The following is a 20,236-nucleotide window of genomic DNA, read 5'->3' on the forward strand; positions in this document are numbered from 1 at the left end:
GATCGGGGCCTGCCTGAAGTGCCACCCACGGAGATTGCAATATCAGTACCCCGGACAAGCAGAACCGAAGGAACCTTGAAATCCGCGTGCCGCGCGTGCGCGTGATCGGCTCGGACGGCGAAATGATCGGCGTGCTTTCGCGCGACGAAGCCCTCGCCATGGCCGAGGAAGAGGGCCTGGACCTCGTGGAGATCCAGCCCAATGCCGATCCGCCGGTCTGCAAGATCATGGACTTCGGCAAGTTCCGGTTCGAGGCGCAGAAGCGCGCGAACGAGGCCAAGAAGAAGTCGAAGCAGGTCGAGATCAAGGAAGTCAAGTTCCGTCCGGTGACCGACGAGGGCGACTACCAGATCAAGCTGCGCAAGATGCGCGAGTTCCTGGAAGAAGGCGACAAGATCAAGGTCAACATCCGCTTCCGTGGCCGCGAGATGAGCCACCAGGAGCTCGGCCGCCAGATGGCCGCCCGGATCGAGGCCGACCTGGGCGAGGACATCGTGATCGAGTCCCGGCCGCGCCTGGAAGGGCGCCAGATGGTCATGATGATCGCCCCGAAGAAGAAGTAGGGCGCGGGGGCAAGCCCCCCCAAGCCCCTGATTTGCCACCGGAACCGTATTCCGTGCATAATGCGCGGCTCGGTCCGCCTGCCTTGTGCTGGCGGACCGGTTGGACCCGCCGCGGCCCCTCCGGGACCCGCGGCCATCAGACCGGCAAGGGCAGGACGGAAAGCGTGGCGCAGGCCACCGCCCGGGCCAGTAGCGAAGTACCGACAAGGACACAGCAATGCCCAAGATCAAGACGCATCGGGGCGCGGCCAAGCGCTTCCGGAAGACCGCTTCCGGCAAGTACAAGGCTGGCCACGCCAACCGCAGCCACATCCTGACCAAGAAGGCGACGAAGCGTAAGCGCAACCTCCGCCAGACGAACCACATCCCGGCGTGCGACTCCGGTCGCCTCGACCGCATGCTGCCGTATCTCTGAGGAGGACTGAACCATGGCACGAGTCAAGCGTGGCGTGCAGGCGCGCCGTCGTCACAAGAAGGTCCTGAAGCAGGCCAAGGGTTACTACAACGCCCGCCGCAAGGTGTTCCGCGTTGCCAAGCAGGCCGTCACCAAGGCCCTGCAGTACGCCTACATCGGCCGCAAGCAGAAGAAGCGCAACTTCCGTTCGCTGTGGATCACCCGCATCAACGCGGCGGCCCGCATCAACGGCATGAGCTACAGCCGCTTCATGAACGGCCTGATGAAGGCCGGCATCACCCTTGACCGCAAGGTGCTGGCGGACATCGCCGTGCACGACGCGGCGGGTTTTGCCGCGCTGGCCGAGAAGGCGAAGGGCGCGCTCGCAGCGTAAGTTTGTCGTCCGTCCGCCAGGTGCAGCATGCTGCAGCCGGCACGGGACGGATGGACCAAGCGGTAAACGCATGGGGAAGGGCGCAAGTCCTTCCCCATGTTTCGTTCTGGCCCCCGAAAGGCCTCCAGACGGTGTCCCGATGACCGATATCGAATCCATCCGCGGGCAGGCGCTCGCCGACATCGCCGCCGCAGGCACGCCCGACGCCGTCGAGGCGCTGCGCGTGGCCCTGCTTGGCAAAAGCGGCAGCGTCACCGCCCAGCTCAAGTCCCTGGGCGCGCTGCCCGGCGACCAGCGCAAGGCCGCCGGCGAGGCGATCAACCGGGCCCGCGACGCCATCGGCGCCGCCCTGGCCGAACGCAAGGCCGCGCTCGACGCCGCCGCGCTCGACGCCCGCCTGGCCTCGGAAACCATCGACGTGACCCTGCCGGGCCGTAACATCGACGTCGGCGGCCTGCACCCGGTCAGCCGCACCATGGAGCGCATCGCCGACATCTTCGGGCGCCTGGGCTACGAGCTCGCCGACGGCCCCGAGATCGAGGACGACTGGCACAACTTCGAGGCCCTGAACTTCCCGCCGCACCACCCGGCGCGGGCCATGCACGACACCTTCTACTTCCCCGACGGGCGCCTGCTGCGCACCCACACCTCGGGCGTGCAGGTGCGCTACATGCAGGACCTGCTCGCGGCCGGCGGCCAGCCGCCGCTGCGCATGATCGCGCTGGGCAAGGTCTACCGCAGCGACTCCGACCAGACCCACACGCCGATGTTCCACCAGTGCGAGGGCCTGCTGGTCGACGAGCACGCCAGCTTCGCCGACCTCAAGGGCACGCTCTCGGAGTTCGTGCGCGCCTTCTTCGAGCGCGACTTCGAGATGCGCTTCCGCCCGAGCTACTTCCCCTTCACCGAGCCCTCGGCCGAGGTCGACATCGCCTGGGCACAGCCCGACGGCTCGACGCGCTGGCTGGAGGTGCTGGGCTGCGGCATGGTGCATCCGAACGTGCTGCGCGCGGTCGGCATCGATCCCGAGCGCTACACCGGCTTCGCCTTCGGCCTGGGCGTGGAGCGCTTCGCGATGCTGCGCTACGGCGTCGACGACCTGCGCAGCTTCTTCGACAACGACCTGCGCTTCCTGCGCCAGTTCGCCTGACGCCCGCGCGTCGGGCCCCTCGTTCCTGCATCCGGGTGTTGCGATGAAATTCTCAGAGAACTGGCTGCGCCAGCACGTCCCCACCGAAGCCACGCGCGACGAACTGGCCGCGACCCTGACCGCCATCGGCCTCGAGGTCGAAGAGGTCACGCCGCTGGGCGAGGCGCTGGACGGCGTGGTGGTCGCGCGCATCGTGTCGGCCGAAAAGCATCCGGAGGCCGACCGCCTGCAGGTCTGCCAGGTCGATTCCGGCAACGGCGCGATGCTGCAGATCGTCTGCGGCGCGCCGAACGCGCGCGCCGGCCTGGTCGCGCCGCTGGCGACCATCGGCACCACGGTCGGCGAACTCACGATCAAGGCTGCGAAGCTGCGCGGCGTCGAGTCCAACGGCATGCTGTGCTCGGCGAAGGAGCTGGGCATCGATGCCGATGCCTCGGGCCTGCTCGAACTGCCCGACGACGCGGTGCCGGGCACGCCGCTGGCGGAGTACCTGGGCCTTCCGGACGCGAGCTTCGAACTCAAGCTCACGCCCAACCGCGCCGACTGCTTCGGCATCCGCGGCATCGCCTTCGACGTCGCCGCGGCCTGCGGCGGCGAGGTGGCGGCGCTGGACGCGGCGCCGGTGCCGGCCGCCACCGATGCGACGGTCGAGGTGCGCCTGGACGCCGGCGCCGACGCGCCGCGCTACCTCGGCCGCGTCATCGAAGGCGTCGATGCCGGCCGCGCCACGCCGCTGTGGATGGCCGAGCGCCTGCGCCGCAGCGGCGTGCGCCCGGTGTCGCTGCTGGTCGACGTGACCCAGTACGTGATGCTCGAACTCGGCCAGCCGATGCACGCCTATGACCGCGACCTGCTCAAGGGCCCGGTCGGCGTGCGCCGCGGGCGCGGCGGTGAATCGCTGCAGCTGCTCGATGGCCGCGAGGCGGCGCTCGACGACGGCTTCCTGGTCATCACCGACGCCGACCGCCCGGTCGGCCTCGCCGGCCTGATGGGCGGCTTCGACACCCGCGTGACCGATGCCACCCGCAACGTGTTCCTCGAGGCCGCGCACTTCGCCCCGGCCGCGATCATCGGCCGTGGCCGCCGCCTGGGCCTGCACACCGATGCCGGCCACCGCTTCGAGCGCGGCGTCGACCCCGAACTGCCGCGCACCGCGATCGAATACGCGACAAAGCTGGTCCTCGATATCGCCGGCGGCACCCCGGGCCCGGTCACCGAGGCCGTGCTCGCCGATGCGCTGCCGCAGCCCGCGACCATCACCCTGCGCCGCGCGCGCCTGGCCCGCGTGCTCGGCGTCGCGATCGCCGATGCCGAGGTCGAGCGCATCCTGCGCGCGCTGGGCCTGGGCGTCGAAGCCGGCAGCGATGGCTGGACGGTGACCGCCCCGACCCGCCGCTTCGACCTCGCCATCGAGGAAGACCTGGTCGAGGAAATCGCCCGCATCCACGGCTATGACGCCGTGCCGACCACGCTGCCCGGCGGCTCGACCCGCCTGGTCGCGCCGTCCGAAGGCCAGGTGCCCGAGCACGACCTGCGCCGCGCGCTGGCCGGCCGCGGCTACCTCGAGGCCATCAACTACGCGTTCGTCGACGCCGCGCTGCTGCAGCGCTGGCAGGCCGACGAGGCCCTGGTGCCGCTGGCCAACCCGCTCAGCGCCGAACTGGGCGTGATGCGCCCGCGCCTGCTGCCCGGTCTGGTCGACGCCCTGGCGCGCAACGCCGCGCGCCAGCAGGGCCGCGTGCGCCTGTTCGAGCTGGGCAAGGTGTTCAGCGCCACCGCGGCCGGCGAGGCCCCGCGCGAAACCCCGCGCATCGCCGCGGTCGCCCGCGGCGAGGCTGCCGCCGAGCAGTGGGGAACGGCCGCCCGTCGCGTTGATTTCCACGACCTCAAGGGTGATCTTGAAGCCCTGGCCGCGCTGTCGGGCGCCCGCCTGGCCTTCCGCCCGGCGGCGCCGTCCTGGGCCCATCCCGGCCGCGCGGCCGAGGTGCTGCGCGATGGCGAAGTCGTCGGCGCGATCGCCGAACTGCACCCGCGCCTGCAGCAGGCCCTGGGGTTGGACCACCCCGTCGTGGCCTTCGAGCTGGACCTCGCGGCCCTGACCGCGCGCGGCCTGCCGAAGGCGAAGCCGCTGTCGAAGTTCCCCTCGGTACGCCGCGACCTCGCATTCATCGTCGCCGACAGCGTGGCCTGGGCCGAGCTCGAGGCCACGGCCGCGGCGGCCGCAGGCCCGGCCCTGCGCAGCCTGCGACTGTTCGACGTCTACGCCGGAAAGGGCGTGGAAACGGGATTCAAGAGTGCGGCCATGGGCTTGATTCTGCAGGATGATTCGCGCACGCTGACCGACCGCGACGTGGATGCGGTGGTGGCCTCGGTCACCGACGCCGTCGCGGTCGCGCATGGAGCGCGGATCAGGGGATGAGGAGACTGGCGGCATGGCGTTGACGAAGGCGGAAATGGCTGAGCGGCTGTATGTGGAAGTCGGCCTGAACAAGCGCGAGGCGAAGGAATTCGTCGACGCCTTCTTCGACGTGCTGCGCGAAGCCCTGCAGGGTGGGCGCCAGGTCAAGCTCTCGGGCTTCGGCAACTTCGACCTGCGCCGCAAGAACCAGCGCCCCGGCCGCAACCCCAAGACCGGCGAGGAGATCCCGATCTCCGCCCGCACCGTGGTCACCTTCCGCCCGGGCCAGAAGCTCAAGGAGCGCGTGGAAGCCTACGCGGGAGCCGCCCATGCTTGACCCCGGCAGCAACCGCGAACTCCCGCCGATCCCGGCCAAGCGCTACTTCACCATCGGCGAGGTCAGCGAGCTCTGCGACGTCAAGCCGCACGTGCTGCGCTACTGGGAGACCGAATTCCCCAGCCTCAGCCCGGTCAAGCGCCGCGGCAACCGCCGCTACTACCAGCGCCACGACGTGCTGATGGTGCGCCAGATCCGCGGCCTGCTGTACGAGCAGGGCTACACCATCGGCGGCGCCCGCCTGCGCCTGGAGGGCGAGGACGCCAGGCAGGAGTCCGCGCTCAGCAGCCAGATCGTCCGCCAGGTGCGGATGGAGCTGGAGGAAGTGCTGCAACTGCTGAGGCGCTGAGCCCGACTGAAGTTTCCTTGCCGGCGGCTCCCATCACGGCGCCGCGACGGCTATAATTCTCCGACCGGGGTATAGCGCAGCCTGGTAGCGCACTTGTCTGGGGGACAAGTGGTCGTCGGTTCGAATCCGGCTACCCCGACCATCCTATTGTCCGAAGCCCGCCTTGCGCGGGCTTCGTGCTTTCCGGGGCAGGTCGCCGGGAACCATTCGCGCGCGGCCTGCTCCAATGGAACCACCAGCTCAGGGAGTGAGGCATGCGCGTGAGGTCTGCAGGGATGGTTTTCGCACTGTTGGCGCTGGCGGCGCCGATGGCACTGGCGGCCACTGCCGCGACCGCGCTGCAGGCCGCGCCGGAGCCGGCACCTGTCGACGGGGCCGTGGTCGAGGCGGCGCCCGATCCGCGCCCCGCCGCATCCGCCAACGGCATCGTCGACCTCGAAACCATGGTCGTCTCCGGCGCCCAGCCCGGCCCCGGCATGTGGAAGGTGATCCACGGCGACCACGTCCTGCACATCCTCGGCACGGTGTCGCCGCTGCCGCACCGCATGGAGTGGATGTCGGCCGAGGTCGAGTCGGTGATCGCAGGTGCGCAGGTGGTGGTCGCGCCGCCGTCGGTGGCGGTTGGCGCGGACATCGGCGTCTTCCGCGGCATGGCCCTGTTGCCGGCGATGCTGCGCGCGCGCAACAACCCCGGCAAGCGGCCGTTGCGCGAGGTGGTGTCGCCGGAGCTGTACGCGCGCTGGGAGGTTCTCAAGGCGCGCTACATGGGTCGTGACCGCGGCGTCGAGAAGCGACGCCCGCTGCTGGCGGCGCAGGAACTGTACGAGGCGGCGCTGAAGAAGTCGGGCCTGCGCATGGGCGGCGTGGTCGCACCGGTGGTGGCGAAGGCGCGCAAGGCCGCGGGCGTGCCGCTGGTCGAGACCCGCATCGAGCTCAAGGTCGAGGATCCGAAGGGCATCCTGAAGGAGTTCAATGAAAGTGATCTGGCCGACCGCGAGTGCTTCGCCGGCACCATGGCCCGGATCGAGACCGACCTCGACAACATGCGCGCCCGCGCCAATGCCTGGGCGGTGGGCGACATCGAGGGCCTGCGCGCGCTGCCCTACGAGAACCACTACGAGGCCTGCCAGGAGGCCCTGACCGGCAGCGCGCTGGCAAAGCGGCTGGGCATCGACGATCTGCCGCAGCGCGCCGGCGAACAGTGGCTGGCCAACGTCGAGCAGGCGCTGGCGGACCATGCCAGCAGCTTCGCGGTCCTGCCGATGCACCAGCTGCTCGGTGACGACGGCATGCTCGAGAAACTCACCGCGCGGGGCTACGTCGTCGAAGCCCCGTGATCCGACGCCAGCACCAGGCGGTTGCGCCCGCGGTGCTTGGCTTCATAAAGGGCGGTGTCGGCGGTGTTGATCCAGTCCTCGATGCGCGCGTGGTTCGCGCACGCGGGCGCGACGCCGATGCTCACCGAGTGCGCGTGCCCCGGCGCCTGCGCCAGCACGATGTCCTCGACCGCGGCGCGGTAGGCCTCGGCCATCGCCATTGCCTGGGCTGGCGTGGTTGCCGGACAGGCCACTGCGAACTCGTCGCCGCCATAGCGCCCCGCGATGTCGCCCTCGCGCAGCACCCCGCGCAGCGCCGCCCCTGCGGCGCGCAACAGTGCGTCGCCGGCGAGGTGGCCGTACTGGTCGTTGACCCGCTTGAAGCCGTCCATGTCGATCAGCACCAGGGTCGCGACCTGCGAGTGCTGGTGGACGTCGTGCAGCACGGCCGCGGCCGCGCGCTCCCAGTGGCCGCGGTGCGACAGGCCGGTGACCAGGTCGATCCGCCCCAGGCGATCCAGCTCCTGGTTCTTCTGCAGGATCTTGCGCACCAGCTGCAGCCGGCCGAGGCTGACCATGCCGGTGTGGATCAGCAGCATGGGCAGGCAGGCCAGGATCACGGCGGTGCTCGACTCCGGCTCGAAGGCGAATCCGGTGGCCAGGGCGCCGAGCAGCAGCGCCAGCAGCGAGATCGGGAGGGTGCGCCGGAACAGGCCGGGGATGTCGGTGTTGATCTTGTCGGCCGCCGAGAGCGCCAGCAGCAGGACGCTGGGCAGCAGGTTGAAGTGCATCAGCGGCACCCAGGCCGCGGCGATCGCGGAGTCGACCAGCAGGTTGCGCTGTTCGGCGATGAAGGGATCGGCGCTGCGCTTCGCGAGCTGGTAGGCGAGGTGCGGCCACGCCAGGCCGGTGATGGCGGCCAGGGCCCAGCGCAGCGGCCCGGCCTGGAGTTCCAGCAGGACCATCGCGATCGCCAGCGCGCCCAGGCCCATGCCGAGCACGCGGTAGCGGTAGATGCGCAGCGGCAGCGCCTCGCGGGCACGGGCCGAAGCGAAGACGGTGGTCGGCGCTTGCGGCGCGCCCGGTGTGCCTGCTTCCACGCCCCTACCCCTGTGACGGGCCGGTGTCCGGCCCTGTCCCCCCGCCCAAGTATAGGACCGGAGCGGGGCAGTTCCCCTCAGCCCGCGGCGGTGCGCGGTGCCTCGGCCCGGGCCAGCCCGGACCAGCGCCCCAGCACCGAAGCGCGGATGCCGTTGGCGTCGATCCCGGCCTCGGCCAGCAGGTCCTCGCGGCTGGCGTGGTGCTGGAAGGCGTCGGGCAGGCCGAGGTGCAGCACCGGCAGCAGCACGCCTTCGGCAGCCAGCAACTCGGACACGCCGGAACCGGCGCCGCCCGCTACCACGTTGTCCTCGACGGTCACGAAACCCTCGTGCGTGCGCGCGAGCTCCAGCACCATCTCCCGGTCCAGCGGCTTGATGAAGCGCATGTTGACCACGGTCAGGCCAAGCTCCGCGCCCACGGCGTCGGCCGCCGGCACCGTCGCGCCGAAGGCGAGCAGGGCGATGCGTGCGCCCTGGCGGCGCAGCTGCGCCTTGCCGATCGGCAGCACGTCGAGCGAGGCTTCGATCGCGGTCCCCGGGCCGCTGCCGCGCGGGTAGCGCACCGCGGCCGGGCCCTCGAAGCGGAAGCCGGTGGAGAGCATCTGCCGGCACTCGTTCTCGTCGGCCGGCGCCATCACCACCATGTTCGGCACGCAGCGCAGGAAGCTGAGGTCGAGGTTGCCGGCGTGGGTGGCGCCGTCCGGGCCGACCACGCCGCCGCGGTCGATCGCGAACAGCACGTCGAGCTTCTGGATCGCGACGTCGTGCACCAGCTGGTCGTAGCCGCGCTGCAGGAAGGTGGAGTAGATCGCCACCACCGGCTTGGCGCCCTCGCAGGCCATGCCGGCGGCGAGCGTCACTGCGTGCTGCTCGGCGATGGCGACGTCGAAATAGCGCTCCGGGTATTCCTTCGAGAAGCGGACCAGGCCGGAGCCTTCGCGCATCGCCGGAGTGATGCCCATGAGCTTCGGGTCCGCGGCGGCCATGTCGCACAGCCAGTCGCCGAAGATGTCGGTGTAGGTCGGCTTCTTCATCGCGCCGGGCTTGGACACCAGACCCAGGTCGGGGTCGAAGGGCGAGACCGCGTGGTAGCCGATCTGGTCGCCCTCGGCGCGCTCGTAGCCCTTGCCCTTGGTGGTGATGACGTGCAGCAGCTGCGGGCCCTTCATGCCGCGCACGACCTTCAGCGCCGAGACCAGCGCCTTGATGTCGTTGCCGTCGATGGGGCCGGTGTAGTGGAAGCCCATTTCCTCGAACAGCGTGGAGGGCACGAACATGCCCTTCCAGTGTTCTTCCCAGCGGCGCACGAAGCGCGCGGGCGCGTTCTTCTTGTCGCCCAGCAGCTTCTTGCCACCTTCGCGGAGGGCGTTGAGGGTGTGGCTGCCGGTGGCACGGCCGAGCATCCTGGTCAGGCCGCCGACGTTCTCGCTGATCGACATCCGGTTGTCGTTGAGGATCACCAGGATGTCGGGCTCGGGCTCCATGCCGCCGGCATGGTTGAGCGCCTCGTAGGCCATGCCCGCGGTCATCGCGCCGTCGCCGATCACCGCCACGACCTGGCGGTCGTTGCCGGCGCGGGCGTTGGCGATCGCCATGCCCAGCGCGGCCGAGATCGAGGTGCTGGAGTGGCCGACGCCGAAGGTGTCGTACTCGCTCTCTTCGCGCTTGGGGAACGGCGCCACGCCGTCCTTCTGCTTGACGGTGTGGATGCTGTCGCGGCGGCCGGTCAGGATCTTGTGCGGATAGGCCTGGTGGCCGACGTCCCAGACGATGCGGTCGTTCGGGGTGTCGTAGAGGTAGTGCAGGGCGGTGGTCAGTTCGACCACGCCCAGGCCGGCGCCGAAGTGGCCACCGCTCTTGCCAACGGATTCGATGAGGTAGGCGCGCAGTTCGTCGGCGATCGCGGGCAGTTCCGCCTCGTCGAATTCACGCAGGCGGGCCGGGCTGTCGATGCGCGCGAGGCGCGGATGGCGCGTGGAGTCGATCATCCACGCATTGTAAGACGCGGCGACGTACCGCGGCGCATGTTCGGGCCCGCCCGTCGGCGGGGCCTGTTCAGCGGCTGCGCAGGCGGCCGAGCAGGCCGCCGCGCGATTTCGCTGGCTCTTCCGCCGACGGCGGCGGCTCAACCCAGGGCTCGGCGAAGCCGGTGGCGAGGTTGGCGTTGACGAAATCTGCGACGTCGCTGGCCGGCACGCCGCTGGCCTCGGCGATCTCGGCCACCGTGGCCGGGCCCTTCATCATCTGGGTGGCGATGCGGAAGTGGCGCGGGTATTCGCGCTCGGTCTGCGGCCACTTGTTGAGCTGGAAGCGGCCGTGGGGATCCAGGCCCGGCAGCAGTTCGCCCTGGCCGGCCAGCAGGCCGCCAAGCCAGCGCAGGCGTGCGAGGGGCTGTGCCGCGCCCGCGGCCTCGCGGGACCAGGTGGCATCGTCGACCGGCAGGAGTTCGGCCTGCTCGACGGCGCGCTCGAAGCAGGACGCCAGCGACTTGAGCGCGGTCGGCCCGTGCCAGCTGTCCGCATCGGCGTCGATGAGCAGCGCCGGGGCGTCGCCGCGCTGGTAGCGGACGCGGCCGGTGAGGGCGCCGGACTGCAGCCAGTTGGCCAGGGTCTGTCCGGTGGGCGGGGCGGGTGCCGGCTCGGCAGCAGCGGCGGGCTCGGCAGCCGGTGGCGACGGCTCCGGGTCGGGCTTCGCGGCGACAACCGGTACGGGAATCGGCGCAGCAGCAGCGACCGGAGGGGGCTCCGGGGTGGCTGCTGCTGGCGCGGGCGCTGCCGCTTCTTCCGGTTCGGCCTTGGCCTGGACCTGGGGCGCGGTGTTCGTTGCGGACGTCTGTGGCGGCGCCGGCTCCGGAGTGCCACTGCCGGCCTCAAGCTCGACCCCCGCACCGCGTGCGACATCGGCCAGCAGCGTCATCACCTGATCGGTGTCGAAGGGCCGGCCAAGCCGGAAATCGGTCTGGGTCCGCGGGGCCGAGGTCAGTCCGATCACCTGGCGCCCCGCGGCGTGCAGCCGCAGCCAGCTCATCGGACCGTACATGCTGTCCATGTCGACGACGACGTGGTCGGCCTCGCCGTCGGATACCAGCGTCCAGCGGTTGCCCAGCCGCGCGTTGGCCTCGAGGAACGCCGCCTTCAGGGCGGCTTCGGTGGCGGGATCCATCCCGGTCAGGCCGAGGGTCAGCGACATCGCGCGGTGTTCCGGATGCTGGTGGAGTCACCGAGTGTTGCGGAGCCCGCCGGTCGCGTCAACGCGCGCAGACGGGCACTTGCGGCTGCTGCACGTCACTTCGAAGTGCCATTGGTGACGCCCGTCGCGCTTGCCCTGCGACGGGCTGCGCGCTGCCGGGATCATTGCCTGCGGCGCTTTGGCAGCTGGCTGGAGAGGAAGGCCATCTGGTCGGCCAGGATGTTGCGGTTGGACAGGATCAGGTGCTCGATCCAGCTGGGCCGGTAGGGCACCGCCAGCAACGGCATCGAGGCCTGCGCCGGGGTCCGCCCGCCCTTGCGCGAGTTGCATGCGAAGCAGGCAGTGACCACGTTCTCCCAGATGTCGGCGCCGCCGCGCGACACCGGATGCACGTGGTCGCGGGTGAGGTGCTGGCGCGGGTAGGTATGCCCGCAGTACATGCACAGCTGCTGGTCGCGGGCGAACAGGGCGGTGTTGGTCAGTGCCGGCGTCGGGTCCAGGGCGCGGGAATGGGCACGGCCGCGGGCGGCGACGATCGGATGGAGTTCGACGATGCTGCGCTCGCCGGTCGCCCGGCTGGTGCCGCCGCGGACGGCCAGGCAGGGTTCGCCAAGGGTCCAGGCGACGGCATCGCGCACGTAGAGACAGGTCGCTTCCTGCCAGCTCATCCAGTCCAGGGCGCGGCCGTGGGCATCCAGGGCCAGCAGGCGTACCCGTCCCAGCGCCGGGACCCCCGTGCCGGCAGGCTGCCGACCCGGCGCCTTGGCCGGGGGTTCCATGCCGCTGACAAGGCGTAGCCGCGCTCTGTCGGGTTCCATGGGAACAACAGCTTATACGCTTCCCGTGACAGCTTGTGTAGGCGTGGCGCGGATCAGCTGCCGAAGCTGTCCGCGTCGAGGTCCATCAGCGGACCCGCGCCGGCCCGGATCGCGCTGGCATGGGCCAGGGTGCGCGGCAGGATGCGGGCGAAATAGAAGCGCGCGGTCTCGCGCTTGGCGTCCCTGAAGGCGGCCGGCCGCGACGAGTCGCGCGCGGCGACGGCGGCGCGCAGCCACCAGTAGGCGAGCACCACGTAGCCGGAATAGAACAGGTAGTCCCAGGCCGCCGCGCCCAGTTCGTCGGGGTTGCTGGCGGCGGCCTGCAGCATCTCGCGGGTCAGCGCGCTCCATTCGGCGCACTTTTCGCGCAGGGTCGCCACGTCGGCGGCGACATCGGCCTGGTCGGCATGCGCCGCGCAGAACGCCTCCACTTCGGCCAGGAACAGCTTCAGCCCGGCCGCTTGCGAAGAGGCCGTCTTGCGTCCGGCCAGGTCCATCGCCTGGATGCCGGTGGTGCCCTCGTACAGGGTGGTGATGCGCGCGTCGCGCGCCAGCTGCTCCATGCCGTGCTCGGCGATGTAACCGTGGCCGCCGAAGCACTGCAGGGCGTTGTAGGTGTTCTCGATGCTCCATTCGGTCTGGCAGGCCTTGGAGATCGGAGTGAGGAAGCTCACCAGGGTCTCGGCGCGCTCGCGTTCGGCCGGATCGGCGGCGTGGGCGGCTTCGTCGAGCAGGCTGCCGGCGTGCATCGCCAGCATGCGGCTGCCTTCGGTCAGCGCCTTCACCGACAGCAGCATGCGGCGCACGTCCGGGTGGACGATGATCGGGTCGGCGGGCTTCCCCGGCAGCTTGGGGCCGGTCAGCGAGCGCGACTGCAGGCGCTCGCGCGAATAGCGCAGCGCGTTCTGGTACGCGCGCTCGGACAGGCCGATGCCCTGCAGGCCGACGCCCAGGCGCGCGGAGTTCATCATGGTGAACATCGCCTTGAGGCCGCCGTGCTTCTCGCCGACCAGCCAGCCTTCGGCGCCGTCGAAGTTCATCACGCAGGTGGCCGAGCCCTTGATGCCCATCTTGTGCTCGATCGAGCCGCAGCGCACCGCGTTGCGTTCGCCGACGACGCCGTCGCGGCCGACCTTGAACTTCGGCGTGAGGAACAGCGAGATGCCCTTGGCCCCGGGCGGCGCGTCGGGCAGCTTGGCCAGCACCAGGTGCAGGATGTTGTCGGTGAAGTCGTGCTCGCCGGCGGTGATGAAGATCTTGGTGCCGGCGATCGCGTAGCTGCCGTCGTCGCGCGGTTCGGCGCGGGTGCGCAGCAGGCCCAGGTCGGTGCCGCAGTGCGGCTCGGTCAGGCACATGGTGCCGGTCCATCGGCCCTCGATCAGCGGCTTGAGGAAAACCTCGCGCTGCCAGTCCTCGCCGTGCTGGCGCAGCGCCTCCACCGCGCCGTGCGACAGCAGGGGGAAGTTGCCCCAGGCCAGGTTGGCGCCGTTGATCATCTCGCTGACCAGGGTGCCGACCAGATGTGGCAGGCCCTGGCCGCCGTGTTCCGGCGCGGCGGTCAGGCCCGGCCAACCGCCCTCGACGTATTGCGCATAGGCCGTCTTGAAGCCCTCGGGCGTGGAAACGTCGCCGGTGGCCGGGTCGTGGTGGCAGCCCTGCTGGTCGCCGACGGCGTTGAGCGGTGCCAGCACGCTGCCAGCGAAGCGCGCGGCCTCCTCCAGCACGGCGTCGACCACGTCGGGCGTGGCGTCGGCGTGGCCGAGGCGCGCGAACCGCGACTGGGCGTCGAGCAATTCGTCAAGGACGAAGCGGATGTCGTCCAGCGGGGCGGTGTACTGGCTCATGCCTGGAGGGGTCCTCTGCGGGAAGGTCGGTCGGGCGGCTGCGCTCAGCGCAGAACGCCGGGAAGGCCGGGGGTGGGGCTGAGTGCGCTCTTGCGCTTGACGGGGTAGCTGCGGCTGGAGCCGCGATCGGTCGGGATGGCGTCGATCGTGCCGTCGAATTCGTAGCCGACGCCGCGGCCGCCGGCCAGCGCGTCGGCCAGCAGCATGCGGGCGCCCGGTTCGGGCTGCATCCGGACTTCGATCACGTCGGCCGATTCGGGGCCGATCTCCAGCGCCGGGGCGTCGCGCAGCGTGCCGGCCGCCTGGCCATCGACCGAGAGCGCCAGGTCGACGGTGTCGAAGCGCATCGGGATGCTGCTGTAGTTCTGCAGGCGCAGGCTGATCGACCAGCTGCCGTCGGTCTGCACCGCGAGCTGCTGGATGCTGGCCGCAGGCTCGGAGATCCGGCGCGCCGGACCGGTGGAACACGACGCCGCAAGGAGCACCAGCAGCGACACCGCGATGACGGCGAATCGACGACCCATGGCAGCCTCCGGTTTGGACTGCGCTGGAGCATAGCACCACGCAATACGGTGGCGGATGGTGCGATGCCTGGCAGTTTGCGCGCGCGGTTTGCGTTTAAATTGGCTGGACAGCACGCCGGAGATCGCAACACCCATGAGCTCGGATCACAACGGAAAGGGATTCAGGGAGCGCCTCCCGTGGACGATCGCCGCGATCGCGGTGGTCGTGCTGGCGGCGAACCTGCTCTGGGGACAGAAGAGCGAGGACGCCGGGGACGGCGAAGCGCTCGCACGCCTGAATGAACGGCTGGACGCGCTGGAGAGTGCGCCCGCGGCGCAGCGTCCACGGGCGTCGGCGCGCCTGCCGGGCGCCATGGGCGACGCGGGGGCCGCGGCCGGCAGCCTGGGCGATGGACACGGTGAGCCGCAGACGCCGGAGGAAATCGCGGCGGCGCGCGATCGCCAGCTTCGCGAGCTGGAAGCCCAGTTCGCCAGCGACGCCGCCGATCCGGTGACCGGGCCGGAGACCGAGAACATCCTGGTCGAAACCATTTCTGGCGAGACCATGGCCGGCACCGGCCTGCGCCCGAGCAATGTCGACATCGCCTGCAAGCAGTCGAGCTGCCGCATCGTGGGCAGCTTCGACCGCATGGGCGACGCCCAGGACTGGGGCCTGTTCTACATCACCGCCGCCGGCGGCAACGTGCTGTCGCAGACGCAGATGGTGTTCGTGCCCAAGCCTGACGGCAAGACCGAAGTCCGCATCTACTCCAACCGCGCGAAGGGATAAGCGGACGCGGAACCGGGTGGGCTATGGCGGCCCACCCGCAGACTGGGCGAAGCGCAGCGCGATGCCCAGCGACGTGGTCTCCGACGGTTCGCTGGCAAGGTCGGCCTGCAGCAGCGGGCGCGCATCCAGCCAGCGTGGGGGCAGCCGCAGTGCCAGCGTGTCGCCGTCGGCGCTGGCCTCCGCCGGGATGTCGGCCTCCTCGTGGCCGCGGTGCAGCACCACCGCCAGCCGCAGCAGCGCCGACAGCCTGCGCGCCGCCGGCAGCAGACGGTCGGGCAGGGCCTCGAACACGGTCTTCGGTACCTTGCGCCGGTGCGCGCGCACCAGGGCCGCGAGGAACTGCTGCTCCTGGCGCGAGAAGCCGGCGATGTCGGACTGGGCCAGGATGTAGGCGCCGTGCACCTGGTACTGGCTGTGGGCGATGGTCAGCCCGAGTTCGTGCAGGCGCGCGGCCCAGGACAGCATCAGGCGGTCGTCGGGCGTGAGCTGCCAGGCGGCGGCCACCTGGTCGAACAGCTTCAGCGCACTGGCCTCGACGCGCAGCGCCTGCGCCACGTCGATGCCGTAGCGCTGCACCAGCGCATCCACCGAGGTCTCGCGCGGGTCCTGGTCGCCGGCGCGGCCGAGCATGTCGTACAGCACGCCTTCGCGCAGCGCCGCCTTGCTCACCATCATCCGCTGCAGGCCGAGGCTGGCGAATGCGGCCTCCAGCACCAGCAGGCCGCCGGCGATGACCGGGCGGCGGTCGTCGGACAGGCCGGGCAGCCTGATGTCGTCGATGTGCCCTGCGCGCAGCAGTTCGTCGCGCACCACCGGCAGGGCTTCGGCGGTGACCGCGCCCTTGGTGAGCTTCATCGCCGCGCAGATCTCGCCGATGGCCTTGTTGGTGCCCGAGGCGCCGATCGCCTCCTGCCAGCCGAGGCTGCGATAGGCGGCGGCGAACTGCTGGAATTCCACCGAGGCTTCGATCAGGGCATCGCGCCACTTTTTCCGCGACAGCTTGCCGTTGCCGAAGTAGCGCAGCGTGCCGGCCACTGCGCCCAGCTGAACGCTTTCGCGCTCCAGGGTTTCGAAGCCGCGGCCGATGATGCATTCGGTCGAACCGCCACCGATGTCGATCACCAGCCTGCGGTGGCCGTTCTTCGGCGGCTGCGCGTGGGCGACACCCTGGTAGACCAGGCGCGCCTCCTCGCGGCCGGACACGATCTCGATGGCGTGGCCGAGCGCGGTTTCCGCCGGCATCAGGAAGGCCTGCGGCGCGGCCAGCCGGCGAACGGTGTTGGTCGCCACTGCGCGCACTCGGTGCGGCGGGATGTCGCGGATGCGCTGGCCGAACCGCGACAGGCACTGCAGGGCGCGTTGCCGCACCTCGGGCAGCAGGCCGCCGCGCCCGTCCAGGCCCTCGGCCATGCGCACGGTCTCGCGCAGGCGGTCGATGATGCGCAGCTGGCCCAGGGTGTAGCGGGCCACTACCATGTGGTAGCTGTTCGAGCCGAGGTCGATCGCGGCGAGCATGTCGCCATCGGCCAGCGGCTGGCTCTGTGAGGCGGCGGGGACGGCGCCCGAGCTCATCCGCAGATCCCCGCGAGCAGCGAAGCCTGCGCCGAGTGCGGCGCTTCGCCCTCGGCCGGCGAAAGCTGGCGGTAGCTGCCGTCGGACTGCAGCTCCCAGGCATTGGTATTGTCGGCCAGGTAGGTTTCCAGGGCTTCCCGGAAGATGCGCGCGGCCACCACCGGGTCGAGGATCGGGAAGCAGGTCTCGACCCGGCGCAGCAGGTTGCGCTCCAGCCAGTCGGCGCTGGCGCACCAGGTTTCCGGCGCGCCGTCGTTGCCGAACCAGTAGACGCGGCTGTGCTCGAGGAAGCGCCCCACGATCGAGCGTACCCGGATGTTGTCCGAGACCCCGGGCACGCCCGGGCGCAGGGTGCAGGCGCCGCGAACGATCAGGTCGATGCGCACGCCGGCCTGCGAGGCCGCGTAGAGCGCGCGCACGACCTGGGGTTCGTTGAGGGCGTTCATCTTGGCGATGATCCGCGCCGGGCGCCCGTTGGCGGCTAGACGGGCTTCGCGCTCGATGCGCTCCAGCACGCCACCGTGCAGGGTGAAGGGCGACTGCAGCAGGCGCTCGAGGCGGATTGCAGGCGCCAGGCCCGAGATCTGCTGGAAGACCTGGTGCACGTCGCTGCCGATGTGCGGGTCCGCGGTCATCAGGCTGAGGTCGGTGTAGGCGCGCGCGGTGCCGCTGTGGTAGTTGCCGGTGCCCATGTGCACGTAGCGGCGCAGGCGCCGGCCCTCGCGGCGGACCACCAGCAGCATCTTGGCGTGGGTCTTGTAGCCGACCACGCCGTAGACCACCTGTACGCCGGCGTCCTGCAGGCGGTCGGCGAGGCCGAGGTTGGCCTCCTCGTCGAAGCGCGCGCGCAGCTCGACCACCACGGTGACGTCCTTGCCGTTGCGCGCGGCCTGCACCAGGTGCTCGACGATCGGCGAGTCGCGGCCGGTGCGGTACAGGGTCTGCTTGATCGCGAGCACGCCCGGGTCGGTGGCGGCCTGCTTGAGCAGTTCCAGCACCGGGCTGAAGCCGTCGAAGGGGTGGTGGAGCAAGACATCGCCGCTGGCCAGGCGCTCGAACATGCTGTCGCTGCCCGGAAGCTGGCGCGGCTGGAACGCGGGGAACTTCAGTTCGGGGCGATCCACCTCGTTGTAGACCTGGATCACGCGGTTGAGGTTGACCGGCCCGTTGATCCGGTACACCGCGTTCTCCGGCAGGTCAAAGTTGCGCAGCAGCTCGCGCACGATGGCTTCGGGGCAGTCCGAGGCGATCTCCAGGCGCATCGCGCGCAGGTAGCCGCGGCCGACCAGCTCGTCGCGCAGGGCCAGCGCCAGGTTCTCGACCTCGTCCTCGTCGACGATCAGCTCGGAGTTGCGGGTGACGCGGAACTGGTAGGCGCCCTGGACCTTCATGCCGGGGAACAGGTCCTCGACGAACTCCGAAAGCATCGCCGACAGGAACACGAAATCGTGTTCGCCGCCGGACACCCGCCGCGGCAAGCGGATGATCCGCGCCAGCGACCGGGGGGCCCGCACGATGGCGAGGTGGCCGCTGCGACCGAAGGCGTCGCGGCCCTTGAGCACCACCACCAGGTTCAGCGACTTGTTGAGGATCTTCGGGAACGGGTGCGCGGGGTCCAGGCCCAGCGGCGACAGCACCGGCAGGATCTCCTCGCGGAAGCAGGCGCGAAGCCAGCGGCGCTGCCGTGCGTTCCACGTCTCGCGCGAAAGCACGCGGATGCCGGCATCGGCGAGCGCGGGGCGCAGGATCTCGTTCCAGCTGGCGTACTGCGCGTCGACCAGCTCGGCGGTGCGTTCGTGGATGCGGCGCAGCACGGTGCCGGGCGACAGGCCGTCGGGTGGCAGTGGCACTTCGAAGTCCTGCGCGTGGCGCACGGTCGCGGCACGGATCTCGAAGAACTCGTCGAGGTTGGTGCAGGAGATGCACAGGTAGCGCAGGCGCTCGAGCAGCGGCACCGTGGCGTCCTGCGCCTGGGCGAGCACGCGGAAGTTGAAGTCCAGCTGCGACAGCTCGCGGTTGAGGTACAGCGACGGGTCGCGGAGCGCATCACCGTCGCCTGCGTGGTCGGCCGTCACGAGGCTCGCCGCGGCGGCCGCGTCCGCCCCGCGCGACGCGCGCTTGCCGATCGCCTTGCGGACCGTCGGCGCGTCGGCGGCCTTGTCAGGCGCCTTGCGGGGTCGCTTGCTGTTCATCGGACTCCTCATCACGATCCTTGGTGCGCTCCACGACGCGTTCGGCGCCGAAGCGGCAGGTGAAGGTGCTGCCGCGCCCGACCTCGCTGGCGATCTCCAGCCGGGCCTGGTGCAGCTGCAGCACGTGCTTGACGATGGCCAGGCCGAGGCCGGTGCCCCCGGTTTCGCGGGTGCGGCTGCTCGATACGCGGTAGAAGCGCTCGGTCAGCCGCGACAGGTGCATTTCGGGGATGCCGTAGCCGGTGTCGGCGACCGACAGCGCGACCCCGCCCTGGCCGTCGGGCGCGAAGCGCACCGAGATCCGGCCGCCGCTGGGCGTGTAGCGCACGGCGTTGGCCACGAGGTTGGAGAAGGCGCTGTGCAGTTCGCGGCTGGAGCCGCGCAGGTCGACCCTGGCCGCGTCCTCGACGTCGACCTCGTGCCGGCCCTGGCTGAGCGCACCGGCCTCGCGGCGCAGGGTGGAAAGCATCGGCGCCATCGGCACGTCTTCGTCGTCCAGCGCGTCCTGGGCTTCCAGCCGCGACAGCGCCAGCAGGTCTTCCACCAGCTGGGTCATTCGCTGCGACTGCAGCCGCATTTCATTGATGATCGGCTCCCATTCCTCGTTCTCGGACGGGTCGAGCATGTCGAGGTAGCCGTGGACGACGGTCAGCGGCGTGCGCAGCTCGTGGGAGACGTTGGCGACGAAGTCGCGGCGCATCTGCTCCAGCCGCATCAGCTTGCCGACGTCGCGAGCCACCAGCAGCCACAGCGCATCGGAGTAGGGGATCAGCCGCAGGCTGATGCGGATCGCCGGGTCGGCCGGTGAGGCGGCATCGACGATCGGCTCGGCGTGGCGGCCGGCGCTGAGCAGGTGCGAGATCGGCAGCGGCTGCAGGCGCTCGGCGAGACTGGCGCCCTTGTCGCGCGGGTAGTTGAGGCCCAGCAGGGTGTCGGCCGCGGCGTTGCACCAGATCACCCGCTGGGTGTTGCGGTCGACCACCACCAGGGCATCGGGCAGGGCGGTGGCGACGGCGCGGTAGGCGCGCATCATTTCGACCAGGCGGCGCTCGCGGCCGCGGACCTCGGTGCGGGCGCGGTGGAGCAGGCGCTCGACGCCGGCCCAGACGCCGCCCCCGGGCCGTGGCGGCGGCAGGCGCACGCGTGCGTCGAGCCTGTGCATGATCCGCCGCAGCCGCAGCAGGTGCGTGGCCAGCAGCACGATCGCCGCGATCGCCAGCGCCGGCCAAGGGTGGCCAATGGCCAGGCCGGCAAGCAGGGCGCAGGCGAGGACCGCGGCCAGCGTGGCTAGGGTCCGCTGCCAGGAGGTCTGTAGGGTCGGCGGCAT

At 70.7% G+C, this 20,236-nt stretch carries 18 protein-coding genes and 1 tRNA gene; 10 read left to right on the forward strand and 9 right to left on the reverse strand.

Features of this window, described 5'->3' with window-relative positions:
• Nucleotides 1-41 precede the first annotated feature (41 nt).
• The 9 genes from infC (at nucleotide 42) to E2170_RS11720 (ending at nucleotide 6,922) form a co-directional block, all read left to right on the forward strand.
• Entirely contained in the window at nucleotides 42-563 is a 522-nt protein-coding gene (gene infC / locus E2170_RS11680) for a translation initiation factor IF-3 (protein ID WP_133000808.1), read from the forward strand.
• Between the two features lie 217 nt (nucleotides 564-780).
• Nucleotides 781-978 (forward strand): 50S ribosomal protein L35, encoded by a 198-nt coding sequence (gene rpmI / locus E2170_RS11685; RefSeq protein WP_055249161.1) that lies wholly within the window; start codon nucleotides 781-783, stop codon nucleotides 976-978.
• Nucleotides 979-991: 13 nt separating this feature from the next.
• Nucleotides 992-1,351 carry a 50S ribosomal protein L20 gene (gene rplT / locus E2170_RS11690; RefSeq protein WP_133000809.1) on the forward strand — a complete coding sequence of 120 codons (360 nt, stop codon included), beginning with the start codon at nucleotides 992-994 and terminating at the stop codon, nucleotides 1,349-1,351.
• 139 nt (nucleotides 1,352-1,490) lie between these two features.
• The gene (gene pheS / locus E2170_RS11695; protein ID WP_133000810.1) at nucleotides 1,491-2,501 is read left to right on the forward strand and encodes a phenylalanine--tRNA ligase subunit alpha; all 1,011 of its coding nucleotides are present in this window, start codon (nucleotides 1,491-1,493) and stop codon (nucleotides 2,499-2,501) included.
• 43 nt (nucleotides 2,502-2,544) lie between these two features.
• Nucleotides 2,545-4,920: a phenylalanine--tRNA ligase subunit beta gene (gene pheT, locus E2170_RS11700; RefSeq protein WP_133000811.1), complete on the forward strand. Its 2,376-nt coding sequence runs from the start codon at nucleotides 2,545-2,547 to the stop codon at nucleotides 4,918-4,920.
• 13 nt (nucleotides 4,921-4,933) lie between these two features.
• Nucleotides 4,934-5,236, forward strand: coding sequence for an integration host factor subunit alpha (locus E2170_RS11705; RefSeq protein WP_133000812.1), 303 nt, complete (start codon nucleotides 4,934-4,936; stop codon nucleotides 5,234-5,236).
• Nucleotides 5,229-5,585 carry a MerR family transcriptional regulator gene (locus E2170_RS11710; protein WP_133000813.1) on the forward strand — a complete coding sequence of 119 codons (357 nt, stop codon included), beginning with the start codon at nucleotides 5,229-5,231 and terminating at the stop codon, nucleotides 5,583-5,585. The genes E2170_RS11705 and E2170_RS11710 overlap by 8 nt, the downstream gene beginning before the upstream one ends.
• A 65-nt stretch (nucleotides 5,586-5,650) precedes the next feature.
• Nucleotides 5,651-5,727 (forward strand) — tRNA-Pro (locus E2170_RS11715).
• A 133-nt stretch (nucleotides 5,728-5,860) separates the two neighbouring features.
• Nucleotides 5,861-6,922 (forward strand): TraB/GumN family protein, encoded by a 1,062-nt coding sequence (locus tag E2170_RS11720; RefSeq protein WP_243708155.1) that lies wholly within the window; start codon nucleotides 5,861-5,863, stop codon nucleotides 6,920-6,922.
• Here the strand turns inward: E2170_RS11720 and E2170_RS11725 are convergent.
• The 6 genes from E2170_RS11725 to E2170_RS11750 form a co-directional block, all read right to left on the reverse strand.
• A complete protein-coding gene (locus E2170_RS11725) occupies nucleotides 6,901-8,001 on the reverse strand; it encodes a sensor domain-containing diguanylate cyclase (protein ID WP_133000815.1) in 1,101 nt (366 codons plus the stop codon). The two genes, E2170_RS11720 and E2170_RS11725, sit on opposite strands and share 22 nt — an antisense overlap.
• 77 nt (nucleotides 8,002-8,078) lie before the next feature.
• Nucleotides 8,079-9,989, reverse strand: a complete 1,911-nt coding sequence (gene dxs, locus E2170_RS11730; RefSeq protein ID WP_133000816.1) for a 1-deoxy-D-xylulose-5-phosphate synthase — start codon at nucleotides 9,987-9,989, stop codon at nucleotides 8,079-8,081.
• Between the two features lie 67 nt (nucleotides 9,990-10,056).
• A complete protein-coding gene (locus tag E2170_RS11735) occupies nucleotides 10,057-11,190 on the reverse strand; it encodes a helix-turn-helix domain-containing protein (protein ID WP_133000817.1) in 1,134 nt (377 codons plus the stop codon).
• Nucleotides 11,191-11,351: 161 nt separating this feature from the next.
• Nucleotides 11,352-12,008, reverse strand: a complete 657-nt coding sequence (locus E2170_RS11740; RefSeq protein ID WP_133000818.1) for an HNH endonuclease — start codon at nucleotides 12,006-12,008, stop codon at nucleotides 11,352-11,354.
• 53 nt (nucleotides 12,009-12,061) lie between these two features.
• Nucleotides 12,062-13,852 carry an acyl-CoA dehydrogenase C-terminal domain-containing protein gene (locus E2170_RS11745; protein ID WP_133000819.1) on the reverse strand — a complete coding sequence of 597 codons (1,791 nt, stop codon included), beginning with the start codon at nucleotides 13,850-13,852 and terminating at the stop codon, nucleotides 12,062-12,064.
• 44 nt (nucleotides 13,853-13,896) lie between these two features.
• Nucleotides 13,897-14,376, reverse strand: a complete 480-nt coding sequence (locus E2170_RS11750) for an LEA/WHy family protein (protein ID WP_133000820.1) — start codon at nucleotides 14,374-14,376, stop codon at nucleotides 13,897-13,899.
• A 133-nt stretch (nucleotides 14,377-14,509) separates the two neighbouring features.
• On the opposite strand from E2170_RS11750, the gene E2170_RS11755 reads away from it, so the two are divergent.
• Nucleotides 14,510-15,145: a hypothetical protein gene (locus E2170_RS11755; RefSeq protein ID WP_133000821.1), complete on the forward strand. Its 636-nt coding sequence runs from the start codon at nucleotides 14,510-14,512 to the stop codon at nucleotides 15,143-15,145.
• Between the two features lie 21 nt (nucleotides 15,146-15,166).
• On the opposite strand, the gene E2170_RS11760 is transcribed toward E2170_RS11755, so the two are convergent.
• From E2170_RS11760 to phoR, 3 genes are read right to left on the reverse strand one after another with little or no spacing between them, the layout of a single operon-like run.
• Nucleotides 15,167-16,717, reverse strand: coding sequence for a Ppx/GppA phosphatase family protein (locus E2170_RS11760; RefSeq protein WP_133000822.1), 1,551 nt, complete (start codon nucleotides 16,715-16,717; stop codon nucleotides 15,167-15,169).
• The gene (ppk1, locus tag E2170_RS11765; RefSeq protein WP_133000823.1) at nucleotides 16,714-18,909 is read right to left on the reverse strand and encodes a polyphosphate kinase 1; all 2,196 of its coding nucleotides are present in this window, start codon (nucleotides 18,907-18,909) and stop codon (nucleotides 16,714-16,716) included. Before ppk1 ends, E2170_RS11760 begins: the two co-directional genes overlap by 4 nt.
• Entirely contained in the window at nucleotides 18,878-20,236 is a 1,359-nt protein-coding gene (phoR, locus tag E2170_RS11770) for a phosphate regulon sensor histidine kinase PhoR (RefSeq protein WP_133000824.1), read from the reverse strand. Before phoR ends, ppk1 begins: the two co-directional genes overlap by 32 nt.

It is taken from the genome of Luteimonas arsenica (assembly GCF_004352825.1).
Classification (GTDB): domain Bacteria; phylum Pseudomonadota; class Gammaproteobacteria; order Xanthomonadales; family Xanthomonadaceae; genus Luteimonas; species Luteimonas arsenica.

Coding starts and splice junctions, on each gene's coding strand:
- E2170_RS11755 (WP_133000821.1), top strand. CDS start 14,510: ATGAGCTCGGATCACAACGGAAAGGGATTCAGGGAGCGCCTCCCGTGG.
- E2170_RS11750 (WP_133000820.1), bottom strand. CDS start 14,376: ATGGGTCGTCGATTCGCCGTCATCGCGGTGTCGCTGCTGGTGCTCCTT.
- E2170_RS11705 (WP_133000812.1), top strand. CDS start 4,934: ATGGCGTTGACGAAGGCGGAAATGGCTGAGCGGCTGTATGTGGAAGTC.
- E2170_RS11720 (WP_243708155.1), top strand. CDS start 5,861: ATGGTTTTCGCACTGTTGGCGCTGGCGGCGCCGATGGCACTGGCGGCC.
- E2170_RS11740 (WP_133000818.1), bottom strand. CDS start 12,008: ATGGAACCCGACAGAGCGCGGCTACGCCTTGTCAGCGGCATGGAACCC.
- pheS (WP_133000810.1), top strand. CDS start 1,491: ATGACCGATATCGAATCCATCCGCGGGCAGGCGCTCGCCGACATCGCC.
- E2170_RS11710 (WP_133000813.1), top strand. CDS start 5,229: ATGCTTGACCCCGGCAGCAACCGCGAACTCCCGCCGATCCCGGCCAAG.
- dxs (WP_133000816.1), bottom strand. CDS start 9,989: ATGATCGACTCCACGCGCCATCCGCGCCTCGCGCGCATCGACAGCCCG.
- E2170_RS11745 (WP_133000819.1), bottom strand. CDS start 13,852: ATGAGCCAGTACACCGCCCCGCTGGACGACATCCGCTTCGTCCTTGAC.
- rplT (WP_133000809.1), top strand. CDS start 992: ATGGCACGAGTCAAGCGTGGCGTGCAGGCGCGCCGTCGTCACAAGAAG.
- phoR (WP_133000824.1), bottom strand. CDS start 20,236: ATGCCGCCGACCCTACAGACCTCCTGGCAGCGGACCCTAGCCACGCTG.
- rpmI (WP_055249161.1), top strand. CDS start 781: ATGCCCAAGATCAAGACGCATCGGGGCGCGGCCAAGCGCTTCCGGAAG.
- E2170_RS11760 (WP_133000822.1), bottom strand. CDS start 16,717: ATGAGCTCGGGCGCCGTCCCCGCCGCCTCACAGAGCCAGCCGCTGGCC.
- E2170_RS11735 (WP_133000817.1), bottom strand. CDS start 11,190: ATGTCGCTGACCCTCGGCCTGACCGGGATGGATCCCGCCACCGAAGCC.
- pheT (WP_133000811.1), top strand. CDS start 2,545: ATGAAATTCTCAGAGAACTGGCTGCGCCAGCACGTCCCCACCGAAGCC.
- ppk1 (WP_133000823.1), bottom strand. CDS start 18,909: ATGAACAGCAAGCGACCCCGCAAGGCGCCTGACAAGGCCGCCGACGCG.